Origin of the sequence: Lactobacillus sp. ESL0263, assembly GCF_003692845.1 — a bacterium.
Taxonomy (GTDB): domain Bacteria; phylum Bacillota; class Bacilli; order Lactobacillales; family Lactobacillaceae; genus Lactobacillus; species Lactobacillus apis.
In genome coordinates this window covers 339,848-356,845 of the sequence record NZ_REHL01000004.1, presented here as the reverse complement: position 1 = coordinate 356,845, position 16,998 = coordinate 339,848, and the positions used below count along the sequence as shown (strand labels likewise).

Sequence of the window (16,998 nt, the reverse complement as noted above, 5' to 3'; positions counted from 1 at the left end):
TTTACTTCCCGCTTTTAGCTGCTGTCTTAGTTGATGGTGCTTGCGGAGCTGTTTTATCTGAAATTACAAACTGAATACCGGCTGTCTTAGTGTTAAGCAATAAAACATCATTATATGAACTTTCGTAGTAGAGGCAGTTACCACTGTTAATTGCCATTGGGTCATCAAACCCAACAAAATTATATTTTTCTGGTGCAATTTGAACCCCATTACTAATCAGCATCATATCAATTTGCTTAGAATCATCGATGGTTTTGGCACCAACCGTAAAGTCGTACGCTGTTTGCATTAAATCAGTTGGTACAACAATAATTGATACATCATCTAAGCTATGAACAGAACGATCAATGTTATTAGGATCTTTTAGCACTAAACTTCTATTGATGGTTTCTGCTCTCTTCAACATCGCATTAACTTTAGTTGTTACATAAAGAAATCTGCCTTGACTAGGGATTCGCGCCTCATCAAAGTCAGTCATCATATTGTCAAAAGCAGTCAAAATATTCTTTTCATCCAACGTATCAGTAGTAATACCTTTGCCACCATCTTTAGTCTGTTTCTCTAAAAATAGTTTACTGAACATATACTTATCCATTTCAGGCATTTTTTCGTCCAAATTAAATTGACGAGTAATATTAGCAATTGTAACTGCGTAGTTAGTTTCATTTACATCGTGAGGGTCAACTAAGGTTTCCCAATAACGCTCATTAGTGAGCTCATAACTGTCCCAATCATTGCTGTAATTAGCTTTAATATCCGTAATTTTACGTCTTTGTCTGTCTTTTCGACCTTCTAGTATTGTCAGTCTTGGGACTTTAATGTGTTTTGCCCCATCAAAATCAATCAATTTATTAGATGGAGATAACCATAGATCACTGGTAAATAAGTGACCATCATAAAATCCTTTTTGAACTGCTTTTTGATACTTGTCTGCATAATTAACTATTGCTTCCATTTACTTTTATTCTCCTTTAAAAATATTAGTCATGGCCGCTATTGGATCAGGATCAGTATTACCGCCACCACCTTGTGGCTGATATGGTTCTTTGTTACCCTGGTCAAATAAGTAGCCATCTGTTTTCTGCAATGAACTAATTTGATTGTCTAAGCCTTCTACTTCTCCTTTGTCGTTGAGTTTTACTTCGTCCATGTTGAGCAGAGCTTTAGCTGCCTTAGTATTACGAACCTTGGCTTTACCTAATTCACTGTCTACCGCGCTATTGAGTTTAGTTTGCTGCAATTCTTTTGATAGGTTTTCTGTGTCCTGCTTATACTTGGATTGCAAATCTTTAAATTGGTTATTGAGTTCTTCGTTGTCTCCTGCTTGCTTTTTGAGTGACTTCAAATCTTTATCTCGTTCAGCAATTTGCGACTGCAACGACTCATTGGTCTTGCTCAGTTCTTCAGATTTAGACTTCATGCTTTCAACATCAGCGCCATGTAAGCTCATGACCTTATCAATTTGTTCATCTGTTAAATTTAATTTTTTTAGTTCTTCGCGTTTCATAATTTGTCCTCTCTCGCTTCTTTTACGTGTGGCGAACACAAATCAAGGTATAAAAAATAAGCCTTTTTACGCCATGCTCAGGGCAAAATAAAAAGCAGCTGTTATGCTGCTTTTTATTTATTTGATTAGTGGAAGCCAATCTCTGACTTCCTTAAAAATTCTATATGCTTTCTGCTTGCTCTGCCTATACTGGTACTGCACTAACAATATCAGAAATGCCTATCTCGTCTTCTAAAGTCCCGCCAATGAAAGTAAGCTCAGGCTCATCATCATCTTCATTCAAAATGTCCTCAACAAATATCGTTTTATGCTTACCATTCTTTAAAGTGAACTTCACGTTCCTGCCATAGAAATGCTGATCAATTTCTTTAATCGTCATTTTTCGTGGGTTCATGATATGCCCTCCTTATTTTAAATAATCTGGCTTCTGAGGCGTGACATGACAGCCTCTCTTACTGTAGCCGATACGTCCTTGTTTAGTTGGATAATAATTGCCATTTATGTCCGCCCATAATCCTATATAAGAATTATGTTTGAACAAAACCTTTTGTTTATCCGTATTCTGACGTTTCTTGCCATATTTCCCAATCAATGCTTGAGTTTCAGCGGGTGAGATAATTAATTCGCTTACTGGACGTTTACGACCTTTAGCATAGTTATCAAATTCAGGCGTTCCCTTTATATGTTTATTATACTGCTCTGCATTGAGTTCGTTCCAGTTATAATTGCCTTTTTTTGAAATACATCTAGCGGCAGAATTTGGTAACGACTCATTTTGCCTTTGATATTCAATTGCCTTCTTCCACTGGTTGAAAGTCATGTTGTCAACATAATAGCCCTTACCAGTTTCAGGATCACGAACCCAGCGTTCAGAGCTGTCAGGCAATCCCTTAATGTACGGCATCGTGGTACATCTGCAATATGGATGTATTAACGGATAGTTCAATCCTTCAACTTTGTCTTTTAAATCAAAAATTTTCTCATCTAAATGTGCACATTCTTCACACGTGTGTGCTTCTAAAGTGGCTAAATATTGGTATTGCTCAACTCCTTCTTCTTTATAAGCATCAGCTGTTGCAGTTTCAGCAACGTGTCCCATCTCGGTAATAATCAGTCGGTGTAATTGATAGTCTTCGACATCTTTCACGCGTTGGCGCATCATTTTGAATATTTGTTCATGGGAATGACCTAGAACAGAGCCACGAAGCAATGCATCACCTAGTTCATTCGGTAAAACTTCAGTGTAGTTTTTCCAAATACGCTTTGAAAAATCGCTGCCACGCCATGGCTTGTGCACTATTTGCTTTACTTGATACTCGTTAACATTTGCAAAGTTACTAGATAATTTAGCTTGCTCTAATTGCGTTAAATAGATGCTGTGCATGTACGTTTGCTGATACTGGTTAATTAGACTACTTTCTAATTTATCGCTCTCAGATGTTGCATATTGAGCCAGCAAGCTAGTTAATTGTCCGTCTATGTTCTCTAGTCTTGATAATTGACTGCGAAAATACTCAGCATCTAGTTCTTTATCAAATCCGCCAGCTTTAGCCTTGGATTTGAACTCTTTAAGCGTCATGTGCCAGTCACGTGTGCCGATGGTTGACAGTATCTTACGAGCATCTTTAACTGTAATTTCCTGATTAGCTGCATAACGTTTAAGCCAGTAGTCGACTTCTTGCTCTAATACCTGCTCAACTTCTTTTAAACGTGCACGCATTGCTGTTTCATATTCAGCTGTATTCTGCAGTTGCTGTTCTTTTTCATACAAAAAACGGCGTTTCCAATAATTAACTTCTCTCTTGGTCGTCATTATTGTCACCGCCGCCGTTTAGATTATCAGGGTTACCATACTCATCATTACGATTCTTAAGGTCTTCCTGTTCGTCCTTGAGTTCTTGTTGCCAATCTTCAACAATTGGATTTGCCTTAGCAATCGCCTCTTTGCTTGTCCAATTTGCCAACTGAGCAACCACTTGAGCTTTTTCAACGTCATTCTGTATTGCAGTTCTAGTCCAAGTTTGTTCGATTGGTCTGCTATCAGCGTCAGGCACATGTAGCCAATTCATGATTGCACGGACTAGCTCTGTAAGTGCGTCCCTAAAATATGCTTCTGTTTTAGCTGCTTTTAACTCAAGGTGAGAATACAACATCTTAATCGCTGTACCTGTAGCATTGTTAGCCTTAAAGTCTGTTGGATCAATACCCTGAGCAGTAACAAAGATGTTTGTCTTTGTTGTTTCAAGCATTGAATTACGAGCCTCAGTTGGAATATCAATTGCAAGCTGATCAACGCCTGAGTCATCGCCAGCACCCATACTTCTTATCTTGATAACTTTGTCTCTTTGTAAATTTTTTCTAAATTCATCTAAACTTTGTCCATCATAGTTTTTCAAGATTAAGAATATCTGTTGAATATCGTCTAGATCATTAACATAGCCGTTATAGATCTTATCGTAGACATCAATTAGCCCCTTGTAGTGATATAAATCAGGTTGTTGTTCCTTATTTTTTGGAAAGGCAATAAATGGGATCCGTCCTAATCCGTGATGATTAACGCTTGAACTACCTGTTTCAATACCAGTTGTCACATCGTAACTAGTAAATCTATCATCTATAGTCCCTAAATCATCGAATTGCTCATCTCTAGATTTAAATACTGTAACTGTCTTTTCGTCCCAAAATTCATGTACCCAGTATTTCTTTGCTGTGTTAGGGTCTAATTCTTTATATGAGCGTCTCAGTGCCACGAGCTTACGATTTAAATCACTTGAGTAAATCGGTGTCACTTGGTCAGGAGGTACAATGGCATATCTAAACTGCCCATTTTCATCAATCCAGTAGTGTAGCCATGCCACACCAGCATTAGCTGCATCTACAACAAGCTCATTAAGCCTTAAGCCAAAGTTGTCACCTAACGTGTTTTTGATTTCCTGATTAAGTTTATCGTCATCAACGTCAATTGTGGGTGGCTTTGTAGCTAAATAGCCTGCTTCTTGGTCAACTAATAACTGATGAAAGTTAGAACTAACTCTATTGTCAGCTGGTCTTAAAGGGTTATTCTCTTTTTTACCCGCATCATCCTCTTTTGTTCTAGATTCACCATGATTTTTAATAGTAATATCGTTCTCATTTAAGTAATAATGTTTCGATTTTCTATACTTTTCATTAAAACTATTGCGCCTATCTTGTGTTTGCTCTAAGAGCTTTTTCATTGAATCTACTTCCACGATTCGAAACCTCCTCTCTGTATTAATCTCTCTAACGCATAACGTGTAGCATCCATTGTATGGTCATTGCCGTCTGGATAACCTGATTTATAGTTACCGTTCAAGTCCAACTCAAACTCATAACCCGTAAACTCACGCCATGCATCCGGACATCTGACTGGATCAATGACTATCTCTCGTAAATCCTCAAGCCACTTATAGCCATGGTCACGAGAACCTGGTCCTTTTCTTGCACCATAAATGTTTAAACCTAAGTCATGATATTCTGCTATCGTCCCAGGGGATGCTGAATCAGCAATTACTGGTTCGTTCAACGGATTGCGTTGTTTAATCATCTCAACGGCATCACGGTTCTTTAAACCAACACGTTCGAATTCATCGAAAATAAAAATGCGACGTCTAGCCGCATCCCAATATATCTTGACGTAAGCTGTAGGGTCGTGCGCAAAACCGAAGTCAAGGCCATGATATACCTTGTCAAAGGTAGCAACCTCATCATCAGTAATGGCACGTGTCGTAATATTGTTGAACACTTCTGCACCAGTACCGGTTACTTCTCCCAGATATTCATGTCGATAGGCTTTCTCATTATCCTTTTTTAGCTGCTCTGCATCTGCTATAAACTCAATACCCAGCCATGCTTTAGGTACCGAGCGGTAATCAGATAAGTTAACCAACGTATCATCACGCATCTGCTCACTGTCTACTGCCTGATTTACCCAGTTAGATTGCCTAGCTGGTGGATTGTAAGAGTAAAACGTTATGATACCTGAACCACCACGACCAAGAGACTGATTGATTGAACGAATCTCTTCCATACCTTTGAATTCAGTAACCTCTTCAAAATGCTTAAATTTCGTGTATCCTTGACGAAAGGTTTGCGACTTAATCTTGCGTGGGTCGTCTGCACCTTTGAACCTGATTTGCTGACCAGTAGGCTTGAATGTTAACTGCATAGGGCTAACTGACGACTGCCAGTATTCATCAACATGCAATAAGTCTATTGCCCACAAGTATTGCTCAAATACCGAATCACGCAAGGTATTAGCTACTTTACGTAAAACAATCGCATTAGCATTCTTGTCTTGCATCACACCTAAAACGATTATGAGCGAAATAAAAGAGGACTTAGTTGAACCTCGTCCTCCTTTGAGCCAATAATTAGCATGCTTTTTGTTATGGATATCCCAAAACAGGTCATAAAAAGCAGGAGATACGTTCTGTTTAAGACTTACTTGCATCTTTGTCCTCCTTTGGAATATCAAAATTGATGTTTACTGAAGTGTCACCATCATTGTTTTGCTCCTTGAGCCATTCAAGTAGTTTGTCACGAGCTTTCGTCTTGTCGTACAGCTCAATAGTTGCACCATCTTTGCCTTCGCTTATCTTTTTGATTAATGAAGTGTCCACGCTATCCTTATCTTTGAAGTACAGATAGCTGTGATGAATAACAACCTGATTGCCGTCAGTATCAACAACCGGTTTTGGTTTTTCTTCACCGTATTGCTTTTTTGTTAGGTTCTCCGACCAACTGCCAAATTCAAGGTAGTTGCCAATGTCTGCCTTAGCTTCTTTTACAACATCTTCAATCAAATCTAGTGGCTCGATTGCTAGTTCTTTTAGCTTAGCCTCACGAATATTTCTTATTTGTTCCTGAATACTAGGTTTTGCTAATAGTTGCGAGCCACACACGTTTGCAACTTTGTACCCTCCACCAAACACATTGAGGTAAGCCTGAGTTGCGTTGTAAAGTCGCAAGTATTCAAGGACAAACTCTTTTTGCTTGTCCGATAAGTCACTGTCATTTAGCTGCTCAATAGCTGCACTCGTTGGTGTTTTTGCGCGCACATTTTTCGATTTGATGTGCGCATCTTTTTTCACACCATTGCGCTGCCATCCATATCTGGTTTTCCATGACCTGACTGTGTTAAGTGACACACCATACTTGTCTGCAATGTCCTTATACTTCATCCCTAGCACATAGTCATGTTTTGCAGCTATTCGTTTCTCTGCATCAGTCACATCATTTCACCACCCCCTATTAGTGCACAAAAAAAGCACCTAATTAGTGCTTATAAATCATTATTGGCAAAATTTTTCAAACTAAATTGCAAAAAGTGCTATTTTGGTCATTTACAGCACCAAAAGTTCACCCTAAAACACAAAAAACGCCATTTTGGGCATTTATCACTTAATTACTTTGTGACAAACGTTTAAAAACAGCGTTTTTATTTAAGCCGGTCTATTACGGCACTGGTATCGGGACCCAGTTACAAATATTGCCGTAATCCTCACACCAGTTTATTAACTGAATGGATAGGAGACTAGCTAAATTATTTATACAGTTTTTAGTTTAACGTCGTTTCGGACGTCTATTTTTATTTAAACCATGCACTGTAAATAACTTTATACAGGTTTGTTATTGCTGACAATCTAGCAGGATCTATACTTTCTGGATTTTCCATCTGTGCTTCTAAAGCTTTCTTACAAAAATCTATTGCTGTGCTTGAAAAATCAACAACCTTTTTTGACACGTCACTAACGGTCTTCATGTCACCTGATTGCTCTTTTTCCTTCTTCTGCTTTTTAGAAATACTCTCAATAAGGATCTTTTTGTCATGCTCTTTAATTAATTCTATCATATTTTTGACTAATTCATCACTGTAATTTTCCATTAGTTATTACCTCCTTGATCAATAAAGACGTGGCGGGATTCGAACCCGCTATCAATAGGTCTCGTCCTGTTGATGTACTTTGATTTTAAAATGACTACCATATTGAAATACACGTCTGACACGCTATCCAGTATCGGCGCTCTTTGCTTCACCACTGAAGTCGCGGCATGCTATTACGGCATCAGGAATCGAACCTGATTACAACCATTGCCGTAGCTCCTAGGTCAAATTAAGGAGGAATTTTTCATGAACAAAATATTCAAAAAAAGTTTGTAGTAGTTTAACGTCATCGCGGACGATTAATAGCTATCAAGAACTACCCTTAATTCTCGACAATACCATAATAACCTGATATGTCTCTGATTAACCTATGGTCATTCTCTGATGATTCTATGGTGAAACTATGATTTTCAAATTACCTTAACTTCATCAAAAACCCTCAAATCTTCGATAGATGCACGATCAATTTGCCGCCAATACTCTAACCTTTCGGCGAATTCGACCAAGGCAGCATTTTTCAAGTCATAATATCGAGCTGACTGATATCCTAATCTCTCGGCTATTTTGTTATCCGGGATTTTTCTTACGAAATACAGATACAAGATCGTGCCAGATGGATAACTGCAGCTGCTAATAGTGTGGTCAACAGCCTTGACACAGTTTTGCGCATCAAGATTAACTATTATCTTCTCATCCGCATGATTGCGATCGTCATGACCACCAACATTGTTAGGGTCAAGTGTCGGACTAGATATATCGCTAAGGTGCTTATTCGCTAGGTTCAGGTAATGATTGAAATCATCCGCAAAAAAGCTCTTAACTGCATTAGCTGTCTTACTCTTATTTATTTTTGCTTTCTTAAACAATGTTAATTCCACAACTCCAATCATTACTTTCACCTTTTATTTCTTTACCAACAACTGTCCATTTTGATAATATTTTTGTCCTTTTTTTAATTCTCCCCATAGAATCCGCGGATCGCACCGCGTTAGTTTATATCCTTCAAGAAACAGATAATTTTTTGCCAATTTAAACGAGGAACAATTAGCATTAATTAACTTACTGAAGTCCTGACAAACATTGCCATATATGCTTTCACCAGTGCTTCGCTTAACAACCTTGTATCTGAATCTCGGTCTAGTCTGCATATTAAACATGCGCATAGATTTCCTGACAGTGCCAATGGTGATCATCAACTTGTCTGCAATTTCTGTTGGCAAATATCCTTCATCCAGTAGTTTATTAATCTCACACTTTAGATAGACTTTTTTGCTAACAATATGGCCTTCATAACTTAATATCTTGCGGATATTAATCAAAATTGGATTATTTTCTGGCACATTTGAAAGCGAACCGAAATCCGTCTCTAACTGATTAATCAAATCATACGGTATGTTTGTTTCACTCATGCTATCTTCTCCTTTCTACTTATCGTCCCAAGTGGCCGTAATCTCTACCCTAGGCTCATCTGCGTACCATTTTTCTACCTTGAGGTCTATTACCTGTCTGTCGTCCTGATAAAGCCCCTCGTGGACGCATACAGCCTTGTGCAATCTATGGTCCACTTTCATCTTAGGATTTAGTCCGTCAAGCACAATCTTTGCAATGTTGTCACTATCGGGCTTTTTGGCTGGACGTTCATCCCCTGCTAGACACATTTCTTTACGCTTTTTAGAATACGATTTTGGGATGCTGAAATATGCCTTAATCTGCAGTCGCATCTGTTTTGCTATTGGCTTAATGCCAATTTTCTGACGTTCGGCCAATGCGTGATATCGCACTAACTCTTCATACTTCAGTGTCTTGGTAGGCGTGTATGTCCTTACTGCTTGGGCTGTCCTAGAGAACCGTGGCCGTGCCTTACTTGCAGGCTCCCCTGGGATAATAATCGTTAAACTACTCACACACTAGCTCACTTCCATACTCTTCAATCCACATCTTTTCAAACTTTTTTAGCTGCTTGTCAGTTAAGGGGCTATAAAATGCTAGTGCATCTCCGCCAAATGTCCAACACCAACTTCCCTCTGTAATTAGTTTTTCTACTTTTTTCATCAATGTTAACTTTTCACAATCGTCTAAAAATGGTATGCGTTTAAATATTACGTTTCTCAGGCCGGCATTATAATCTGAAAACAAGCTTTTACCATTAGTAAACTTAGCATTAGCTTCTTCCTCGTCTTTTGCAAAAGCAACGTCTACTGCTGTGTCATTAAAAACTGGAGCGCAGGAGTAGTTAACTTCAAATGCTTTCATTGAATTACTCCTCATCCCTAGCCCAAGCTTTTTCAAACTCGTTTTTATCAAAAGTTTCTGGAGTAACGTCATCCCCGCCGCCATTGAAGAATGTCCAGTTCCAACCGCATTCTGTAACTAATTTTTCAGCGATTGCTACTTTAGGCAATATCTCACAGCCATCTAATTCAGGTCTTCTAACAATCTTTATCTTGTTTTTATCAGAGCATTCAATTTCGCCGGCAAAAATGCTTTTCCAGTCCAAAAACTTTGCCTTTGCTTCTATAACTGTATTGGCGAAAACAAGATCTTGAGCTTTAATACAAGATAATCCTTCAGCAGTAAAAGTTACTTGATAGGCTTCCATCGATTCTGCCCCTTGCTTTTATCACTTGCCTTTTTGAATTTTCTATAAGCTACCCACGCAGTTAATAGATTTAGAACAAGTAAAATCATTGAAATTGCAAAGATAAATATGGCTATCTTGGTCTGCCAAAGCCATACTGCAATTGCAGTTATTAAGGCTAAAACAGTCCACAACTTACAATTACCAGCTGATTTTTCAAATTTGTCTTTTAAGTAATCTAATTCATAATTCATTTTGCTAATCCTCTTCGTCATTCAATCCAAAGATAAGTGCAACTACCACTGCTTCGAGCAAGACTGTTTTTGTGAAATGGATATTCTTTGAGTAATAGTCCTTATATTCTTGACTAATAGGCAACCACTCATCGTCCAATGGTGACAATCTTTGCTTAACCTCTTCCTCGTCAGCCGGATTTGGCAATACCAGCTCAATTCCTCCACTTGGTGGTTTAGGATTAGGTGCTCCGTTTTTCCAGCCAAAAATAGAACTTTCAAAAGGGTCGGTTCTTTTACTTTGCAGTAGCGTCTTTTTAATCTCATAGTAATAGCCTGTTGATTCATCAGCTATTTTGTCGAGATCTTTATCAACAAAATCTTTAGTCATCTTTTTACTCCACCTCCTCGTCTTCTCCATATGTAGTTAAATAGCCGAATATCAATGTAGCCATTTCTATGCCGTTCAGGTCATAAGCGTTCTCAATTTTGGTCAATACTTCTTTAACTTTTTTACGGTTTTTTTCATGCCCGTTTTCTATTTTTGATAATTCCCAAGACTTAATACCAAGCCTTTCAGCCATGTCATATAAGCGCTCATTATGATCATTTCTAAAGTCACGCAATACCTCATATAAATTTTTTTCTGGTTCCTGTCTAGCAAAATTTTTATTTGCTTTTTCTTGGCTGCTTCGTTTTTCATCGCTTAACATTTTTTTCGCCTTAAAACAGACAAGACATAATTCCATTAGTAACAAAATAAAGAAAATTATTGTTACTGCTAAAATGAAAAATGCTACTTTCGTCCTCCAAATAAAAGTTGCAACGGCTGCTATTAACATTGCAATAAACCAGAATATGCAGCTGCCGACTTTATCATTTATTTTTTTCTTTAAATCATCTTTTACATGCATCACTTCTGTGCCCCCTTTCTAAAACGGCAAGTCGTCATCACTCACTTCTATCGAATTACCATTGCCACCAAACGGGTCTGGGGCTGCATCAGCATTGTTATTACTGCTATAGCTATTATTGTCGTTACCCGCATTGCTAACTTGACTTTCGCTTTTAGGCTCAAGCAATGAAAAACTGTCTACAACGACTTCTGTTATATATACTCTTTGACCTTCTTTGTTATCATAGCTTCTGGTTTGAATCCGGCCGTCAATACCAACAAGTGAGCCTTTAGTTGTAAATTTGCAAAAGTTTTCAGCTGATTTTCTCCAAATGACACAGCTTATAAAGTCAGCTGCTCTTTTGCCATGCACGTCTGTGAACTGACGATTAACGGCAAGCGTAAACGATGCCACTGATAGCCCATTCTGCGTTGTTTTTAATTCAGGAACGCGCGTTAAGCGTCCCGTTAATACCACTCTATTAATCATGTTCAATCTTCCTCGAAAAAGCTTGTTTTACAATTTCCTCTTTAACTTCATCCAAAATCAAATCAGTTATTTCATATAATTTTTTTGCTACCGACCAATTGCCGTAGTCGCAGTCATGCCTTTTGGGCTTACTTTTATTCAAAAAATCTAATGCGTCTTGGTACGTGGTCTGTTTTAGAGCTTCGTCTTCCAAATCCATTGCCTTAAGCTTTGCCTCGTCCAGCGTCTCTGTCTGCCACTCTTCAAGATTTTCTTTCATGGTCATATCTTTTATCCTCCTTTAATTAGGATTAATTAATTAGGATTAATGATTACTAAATTAGTCTCGGGTAACCTATCTAATATTTCAAAAAACACATCCTTGTTAATGCGATAGATTCTCCGGCCAAACTTGGCTTTATACGTTGCAAAGCGTCCGTTTTCGACTTTCATGCTTAATTCCTTCAAATCTGTTAACTGCTTTTCATATATTCGGCTAGCACAATCGCTACCGGTTCCACGAAATTTAATTATTCCTGTCATTTCACTCACTCATTTTCTTCAACGAATTTAACGAATAGGTTGTATATTCGCATCTGTAACAAAACAATCTATGACCATCTACAACATCGTACTGGGTACGGCCGTCATTCATTTTGATTGTTGTCATTGCTTTGAATCCTTCTTTCTTTTTCGTAGCCTTTTATTTCTAAAATCAATTATTTTTGGCGTAACTTTGTCTTCCCACTCATCATAAAGCTCACATATCCCCCAAACTATGACTAAAACGTTTATAGCTGCTAAGAAAGGTATTACTAACCAGCGTAGCCATTTGGTGTATTTCCAAACCACAAAAGCCGGAAAAATTAATACAAAAACATATATAGCAATAGCTACACATATAGCACATACGATTAGTATCGCTTGAGGTACTAAGCAGAAAAGATAATATAGAATTCGAAATATCCAATCTTTTATTTGGTTTCTTCTACTCAATTTTGCCCAATAGTCAGCGTAAACAGTGATATCCCCCTTGGGAGTAGCAATTCGAAAAGCCTTTTTTCCATTAATTACTACATCAGAATGAGGTTTACCGATTTGATAATCATAAAATTTATAAATGACACCATCGGTGTCTTTTACTTTCATCAACCTTTCCTCCGATATTTATTGAATTGTTTTAGAATTTCTAACGTTTCTTTATCTTCAATAACTTCAGCATCATCAGGCTTGGGGTAAAAATGTTCCCCATCACGTAACTCATACTCATCTGGCGCATGACCTATATAGCTAAGTGTTCCTTTGCTATTAAATTTGTAAACAATTTTCGTCATTACTGATTCACACTTTCTTGGAATACCCTGCTCTTTAAGCAGTCAATCGTGCAGTAGTAATCCTCATAGCCGTGATTGCGGTACACCACTACCTTATCTGTTAGTGAGCGATCGCAGGCATGGCATTTAATTTCTTTTTTCATATCTATTTCTTCCTTGCTAATACCTTGCTCTTCTCGTAATTCTTTAACTCTGTTCATTTTGTTTCTCCATCTTTTATAAACTGTTATATGCTTTTAGCAGGTTATCAGTGATTCCTTGAAATTTAGGCATAAATTTATCAACAACAGCTTCGAAATCATTCAAATGACTTTTTGTTATTGGATCTCCCGCCAAATTAACTGCCTTTATGTAAACTTCTTGAAATTCTCTTTTAGGTTCATAGCCCAGTTGTTTTAAGATTTGGCTTAAAATTCCAATGACTATAAACGGCTTACAATCATCATCAAGTTCTATTTCTCCATAAGTTAATATCATTTCTGGAAAAATGAATAATATTGCTAATTCGATTAAGCTTTCTAAATATTCCTCATCAATTTCACCTTTAATGTATGAAACAGATACGTTAAAGTAGTCTGCCAATTGTCTCCACATATCATCGGTCGGACTATTCAGTGAATTTTCCCATCTTGAAAGTGTTGGAACTGTTATAGGTTTCATTTTTTCACTAACTAGTAGTTCATTGAACGTTTGAACGAATTGACTTTGTGACATTGCTTTTTTGTTTCTTAATTCTTTAATTCGGTTTTTCATAATTAGTCCTCTATCAAATCCAACTGCTCTAATGTTGGTCTAATGCCATCTTTAGCTAGCAAATCGTAAATGAACTTTTTACCTTTTTGTGTCCATTTCAAGTTGTTATGCATTCCCTGCTTGCCGCCATTTTGAAAAGTGAATGGCTCATATTGTGTATAACCCTGATGATCATAGTCGCGATATACTACCCATACCTTGCGGTTCCTTTTTCCTTGTTGGTAAATGACGCCACGTTTTTGCAACTCTTGATTTAGCTTAGTAGCGCTCCAACCATAGTCTTTTGCAATTTCGGTTGTTGTCATTAGTCCAGGATTTCTCATTTGTGAGTCAAAGTAGTCAACTTTAGGCTGTTGCTTTTCCAGTTGCTCTGCTTGCTCGGTGGCAAGTTTTAAAGCACCTGCGAAGGTCGTTGGGATATTCCATTCTCTATACACTTTTTCAATGCGGTTGTTCTCTCGTTGCTTCATGCGATTAAACAATGTCACGTATTCAGCGGTAAACTGATTCCCTTTTTTGCCTGTCAGCTTGTTTGCAACGAACTCACATCCTTGCTTAGTTAGCAAATAGCAGGGTCTAATTTGGTTATTTTTATCTGTGTAAGTTGATTTGATAAAAAAGTTTGTCGAAGCATTGCTATTACTAGCTTTTTGAGCCGAATCCAATTTTGGATTGGGCTCATCTATGTCTCTAATATATCTGTCTATGTCTCTGCTCAGGTGTGCATGAGATTTGCCAATCATGTTGGCCACGTCTCGACTATCAATCACTTCTTCGCCATCAAATGTAAATAACTGGACATCTTGCATTGTTATCATTCTCCTTTTCTATTTTTTTAAAAAATTCATGTAACTCTTCACACTCTTGTTTTTCTTGCGTCCTGTATGCACCTATCCCGTGTTCACAGTCGTATTCATACTGCTCTTTTAACCGCCCTTTTAAGCTTTGAGCGTTAATCCTATCCCAATCGGTCACTGCTGCCATTGGCTCCTCCAATAAACGGTCGCTTATCTTGCACTTTGGTAAAGTCGATAACTTTGCCACCGTAGCCTTCTTGCATACGACTAACCAATCTTGAGTGATATGTGCTGTATAGCTCATCCATACTTAGATTAGTTGTCGTGATAATGCGTTGATTGCTTTCGTAAATATCAAATATAGTGTCTTGTACAAAGCTAGTGGCTGTACCGGTGGCACTTTCTGCGCCTAGGTCATCAAGTACAACAAGGTTTGCTTTGCTGACAACATCTGTTACATGCTTTGGCGACCATAAGCTTGTTTTGTCGTTAAACCAGTTTTTCATCTCTCGAATCAGCTTGTTAACACTGATGAATAAACATCTAACCATTGGATCAGCGTTGTCGTTAACAGCGTTGAGCATTGCCATGGCCAAGTGTGTCTTACCTGCTCCTGCGTTGCCGTACAGCAAACTGTTGCTTTTTTGGTATGGTTCTTTTAGATACAAGCCTGCAATCAGCCGTGCTTTTCCCTTCAAAACAGCTTCAGGACTGTTGTCCTTAGTCTTAAAGTTGTCAAAGGTGTAAGTAAATACCTCATCCCTATCCACCAATGATTGTCCTTTTAGGTAACCTCTGGTTTCTTTTTCTTTTAAATTACTCAACATCTGCTCTTGCTGTTTAATGTTGCCTTGTTGGACACATGCAGGGCAGAATGGCTTTATTTTTGCCACACCGTCCAGATACACTAGGTGGCATTTAGGGTGCTTAGAACACGTTTTATCGCTTCTTCTGATTTTGTTACCAATTGCGAGCACTGTATCTTTGGTTATTCCTGCCATAGCGCTCCTCCTAGAATGGTAAATCCTCTTCATTAACATTTAGCCGGCTAGTATCAAAAGCTTCTGGTGGTAATTCAGCTGGTTGGCTATAGTTACTGTAGTTACGGTTAGGCTTAATATCCCAGTCGTCATCAAAGCTGCCATTAAACCAGGTGCTCCCTTTTTGGACATACCTTAATTCAGTATTATTGGCTTTGAGATAAGCCTTATATTTCTCCAGTCTATCCATAAGATACTCATCAGTATGCTTTGAAGAAGCCTTAATCCAAGCTTTATAGTGTCTTAGAGCATCTTTCTTACCTTGTTTTCTAGGGTATTCAGCCCAAATCTTTTCAAAACGATCTTCTAACGGTTGGTCATTTGACCTATATATTGTTTTATTAATTGTTCTATTATTATTGTTCTTTTTAGGTGACACATGTGTCATGGGGGTCATGTCATCAGATGTCATGAGGCTCCTGTCATGTGTGTCATGAGGGGTGACATCCATGTCATCAGGTGTATCGTCTCCCCAACCTTTTGAAAATGCTTGACCTAACTGCTTACCTGCATGAATTTTTCGATAAGCAATGTTTCCAGAAGCATCTTTGATGTTTTCCCGGCTAATTAGCTCTTTTTCTTCAAGTATTTCCAAGTAGCGAACAACTGTCCTAGTCGAACAATGTAAACGTTTGGCGAGATTGGCATTGTTGATGTAAAATTCTCCAGTTACGTTTAGCATTGATACTATCTCGCCCAATAACAATATTGCTTTAGGACATTTCTCCAAAAGTTCTGAATCATGTGCAATACTTGTTGGTATCATCAAAAATGCTTTCGAACCTTTAAATTCAGGTTTCATCTTTCCTCCTAAGAAGTTATGCCTTCTTTTGCAAGTTGCTTAAAGACGTCCATATCTTTACCCTGAAGAGTGTTAGCAAAATCCTTTGCTTCCTGATTGCCTTCAGATGCATGTTTAACCACTATGTACATCGGTACCATTTGACCCTTATAGTTAATTTGATAATTCCTTAGGCTTTGACTATTACCAGTATTAGGCTTAACAGGCTTGCGATTATCTCTATTAACATAGCCACCACTCGAACTGCTATCTTGTGCATCTGGGTCTTCGTCTTTATCCGTTATGTTAAAAAGCTGTTTGTAAAAATATTTTTGAGCGCTCGTACATGCTTTTTGTACTGCTTTTTCCCCCGTATCCGAACCTGCACCAGGCATCGTTCCGACAATAGTTTCAACACCGTCAGTGATAGTGAATGTGCCTTGAACGTACACAAAGTTATTGATGCCACCTTTTTGCGTCTTTTGCTGTTCGCGCTCTAGAATTTCAAATTTAGGAATAATTGCGAATTGGTTTTCCCAAATAACCCTTTGCACTGCAGCTTTTATTGCCGCTTCTGACTGAAATGCGTATTTTTGATAAACGTTATTGCGGTCTTTTGCTATTGCACCAATGTTTTTGTTAGCATTAGAAATTTTAATGGCTAGGGGAATATAGTTCTTAGGCTTTGGTTTTTCGTCTGTCATGA

28 protein-coding genes and 1 tRNA gene are annotated in these 16,998 nt (G+C 38.0%); all 29 read right to left on the bottom strand.

The window, feature by feature from the left end; genetic code table 11:
• Position 1: 1 nt before the first annotated feature.
• Positions 2–955, bottom strand: a complete 954-nt coding sequence (locus F5ESL0263_RS03685; protein ID WP_122034947.1) for a capsid protein — start codon at positions 953–955, stop codon at positions 2–4.
• A gap of 6 nt (positions 956–961) precedes the next feature.
• The gene (locus F5ESL0263_RS03680) at positions 962–1,507 is read right to left on the bottom strand and encodes a phage scaffolding protein (RefSeq protein WP_122034945.1); all 546 of its coding nucleotides are present in this window, start codon (positions 1,505–1,507) and stop codon (positions 962–964) included.
• Between the two features lie 184 nt (positions 1,508–1,691).
• On the bottom strand, positions 1,692–1,901 hold the full coding sequence (locus tag F5ESL0263_RS03675; protein ID WP_122022731.1) for a hypothetical protein: 210 nt from the start codon (positions 1,899–1,901) through the stop codon (positions 1,692–1,694).
• Between the two features lie 12 nt (positions 1,902–1,913).
• Positions 1,914–3,320, bottom strand: a complete 1,407-nt coding sequence (locus F5ESL0263_RS03670; RefSeq protein ID WP_122034943.1) for a minor capsid protein — start codon at positions 3,318–3,320, stop codon at positions 1,914–1,916.
• Positions 3,298–4,737, bottom strand: a complete 1,440-nt coding sequence (locus tag F5ESL0263_RS03665) for a phage portal protein (RefSeq protein WP_122034941.1) — start codon at positions 4,735–4,737, stop codon at positions 3,298–3,300. Before F5ESL0263_RS03665 ends, F5ESL0263_RS03670 begins: the two co-directional genes overlap by 23 nt.
• Positions 4,728–5,978 (bottom strand): PBSX family phage terminase large subunit, encoded by a 1,251-nt coding sequence (locus F5ESL0263_RS03660; protein ID WP_122034939.1) that lies wholly within the window; start codon positions 5,976–5,978, stop codon positions 4,728–4,730. Before F5ESL0263_RS03660 ends, F5ESL0263_RS03665 begins: the two co-directional genes overlap by 10 nt.
• A complete protein-coding gene (locus tag F5ESL0263_RS03655) occupies positions 5,962–6,759 on the bottom strand; it encodes a terminase small subunit (protein ID WP_233558447.1) in 798 nt (265 codons plus the stop codon). The genes F5ESL0263_RS03660 and F5ESL0263_RS03655 overlap by 17 nt, the downstream gene beginning before the upstream one ends.
• 356 nt (positions 6,760–7,115) lie before the next feature.
• The gene (locus F5ESL0263_RS03650; protein WP_122034937.1) at positions 7,116–7,412 is read right to left on the bottom strand and encodes a hypothetical protein; all 297 of its coding nucleotides are present in this window, start codon (positions 7,410–7,412) and stop codon (positions 7,116–7,118) included.
• Between the two features lie 24 nt (positions 7,413–7,436).
• Positions 7,437–7,529, bottom strand: a tRNA-OTHER gene (locus F5ESL0263_RS08680).
• Positions 7,530–7,822: 293 nt separating this feature from the next.
• The gene (locus F5ESL0263_RS03645) at positions 7,823–8,302 is read right to left on the bottom strand and encodes an ArpU family phage packaging/lysis transcriptional regulator (protein ID WP_122034935.1); all 480 of its coding nucleotides are present in this window, start codon (positions 8,300–8,302) and stop codon (positions 7,823–7,825) included.
• A 12-nt stretch (positions 8,303–8,314) separates the two neighbouring features.
• On the bottom strand, positions 8,315–8,821 hold the full coding sequence (locus tag F5ESL0263_RS03640; protein ID WP_122034933.1) for a hypothetical protein: 507 nt from the start codon (positions 8,819–8,821) through the stop codon (positions 8,315–8,317).
• A gap of 15 nt (positions 8,822–8,836) precedes the next feature.
• A complete protein-coding gene (locus F5ESL0263_RS03635; protein WP_122034931.1) occupies positions 8,837–9,316 on the bottom strand; it encodes a RusA family crossover junction endodeoxyribonuclease in 480 nt (159 codons plus the stop codon).
• Positions 9,309–9,665, bottom strand: a complete 357-nt coding sequence (locus F5ESL0263_RS03630; protein WP_122034929.1) for a hypothetical protein — start codon at positions 9,663–9,665, stop codon at positions 9,309–9,311. The genes F5ESL0263_RS03635 and F5ESL0263_RS03630 overlap by 8 nt, the downstream gene beginning before the upstream one ends.
• A gap of 4 nt (positions 9,666–9,669) precedes the next feature.
• Positions 9,670–10,011, bottom strand: a complete 342-nt coding sequence (locus tag F5ESL0263_RS03625) for a hypothetical protein (protein WP_122034927.1) — start codon at positions 10,009–10,011, stop codon at positions 9,670–9,672.
• On the bottom strand, positions 9,993–10,244 hold the full coding sequence (locus F5ESL0263_RS03620) for a hypothetical protein (protein ID WP_122034925.1): 252 nt from the start codon (positions 10,242–10,244) through the stop codon (positions 9,993–9,995). Before F5ESL0263_RS03620 ends, F5ESL0263_RS03625 begins: the two co-directional genes overlap by 19 nt.
• Positions 10,245–10,248: 4 nt before the next feature.
• Positions 10,249–10,614: a hypothetical protein gene (locus tag F5ESL0263_RS03615; RefSeq protein ID WP_122034924.1), complete on the bottom strand. Its 366-nt coding sequence runs from the start codon at positions 10,612–10,614 to the stop codon at positions 10,249–10,251.
• 4 nt (positions 10,615–10,618) lie between these two features.
• Positions 10,619–11,137, bottom strand: coding sequence for a helix-turn-helix transcriptional regulator (locus F5ESL0263_RS03610; RefSeq protein ID WP_122034922.1), 519 nt, complete (start codon positions 11,135–11,137; stop codon positions 10,619–10,621).
• An 18-nt stretch (positions 11,138–11,155) separates the two neighbouring features.
• On the bottom strand, positions 11,156–11,608 hold the full coding sequence (gene ssb, locus F5ESL0263_RS03605) for a single-stranded DNA-binding protein (RefSeq protein ID WP_122034920.1): 453 nt from the start codon (positions 11,606–11,608) through the stop codon (positions 11,156–11,158).
• The gene (locus F5ESL0263_RS03600) at positions 11,601–11,873 is read right to left on the bottom strand and encodes a hypothetical protein (RefSeq protein WP_122034918.1); all 273 of its coding nucleotides are present in this window, start codon (positions 11,871–11,873) and stop codon (positions 11,601–11,603) included. The genes ssb and F5ESL0263_RS03600 overlap by 8 nt, the downstream gene beginning before the upstream one ends.
• A gap of 29 nt (positions 11,874–11,902) precedes the next feature.
• Positions 11,903–12,130 (bottom strand): hypothetical protein, encoded by a 228-nt coding sequence (locus F5ESL0263_RS03595; RefSeq protein WP_147441551.1) that lies wholly within the window; start codon positions 12,128–12,130, stop codon positions 11,903–11,905.
• A gap of 123 nt (positions 12,131–12,253) precedes the next feature.
• Positions 12,254–12,736 (bottom strand): hypothetical protein, encoded by a 483-nt coding sequence (locus tag F5ESL0263_RS03590; RefSeq protein WP_122034915.1) that lies wholly within the window; start codon positions 12,734–12,736, stop codon positions 12,254–12,256.
• Positions 12,736–12,921 carry a hypothetical protein gene (locus F5ESL0263_RS03585; RefSeq protein ID WP_122034914.1) on the bottom strand — a complete coding sequence of 62 codons (186 nt, stop codon included), beginning with the start codon at positions 12,919–12,921 and terminating at the stop codon, positions 12,736–12,738. The genes F5ESL0263_RS03590 and F5ESL0263_RS03585 overlap by 1 nt, the downstream gene beginning before the upstream one ends.
• On the bottom strand, positions 12,921–13,121 hold the full coding sequence (locus F5ESL0263_RS03580) for a hypothetical protein (RefSeq protein ID WP_122034912.1): 201 nt from the start codon (positions 13,119–13,121) through the stop codon (positions 12,921–12,923). Before F5ESL0263_RS03580 ends, F5ESL0263_RS03585 begins: the two co-directional genes overlap by 1 nt.
• 16 nt (positions 13,122–13,137) lie before the next feature.
• Positions 13,138–13,674, bottom strand: a complete 537-nt coding sequence (locus tag F5ESL0263_RS03575) for a helix-turn-helix domain-containing protein (RefSeq protein ID WP_122034911.1) — start codon at positions 13,672–13,674, stop codon at positions 13,138–13,140.
• A 2-nt stretch (positions 13,675–13,676) separates the two neighbouring features.
• Positions 13,677–14,483 carry a phage regulatory protein/antirepressor Ant gene (locus F5ESL0263_RS03570; protein ID WP_122034909.1) on the bottom strand — a complete coding sequence of 269 codons (807 nt, stop codon included), beginning with the start codon at positions 14,481–14,483 and terminating at the stop codon, positions 13,677–13,679.
• On the bottom strand, positions 14,455–14,658 hold the full coding sequence (locus F5ESL0263_RS03565; RefSeq protein ID WP_122034907.1) for a hypothetical protein: 204 nt from the start codon (positions 14,656–14,658) through the stop codon (positions 14,455–14,457). The genes F5ESL0263_RS03570 and F5ESL0263_RS03565 overlap by 29 nt, the downstream gene beginning before the upstream one ends.
• Entirely contained in the window at positions 14,633–15,472 is an 840-nt protein-coding gene (locus tag F5ESL0263_RS03560; protein ID WP_158593019.1) for an ATP-binding protein, read from the bottom strand. Before F5ESL0263_RS03560 ends, F5ESL0263_RS03565 begins: the two co-directional genes overlap by 26 nt.
• A gap of 10 nt (positions 15,473–15,482) precedes the next feature.
• Entirely contained in the window at positions 15,483–16,277 is a 795-nt protein-coding gene (locus F5ESL0263_RS08720) for an HTH domain-containing protein (protein ID WP_233558446.1), read from the bottom strand.
• A gap of 44 nt (positions 16,278–16,321) precedes the next feature.
• Positions 16,322–16,996: an ERF family protein gene (locus F5ESL0263_RS03550; protein WP_122034903.1), complete on the bottom strand. Its 675-nt coding sequence runs from the start codon at positions 16,994–16,996 to the stop codon at positions 16,322–16,324.
• Positions 16,997–16,998: the final 2 nt, after the last annotated feature.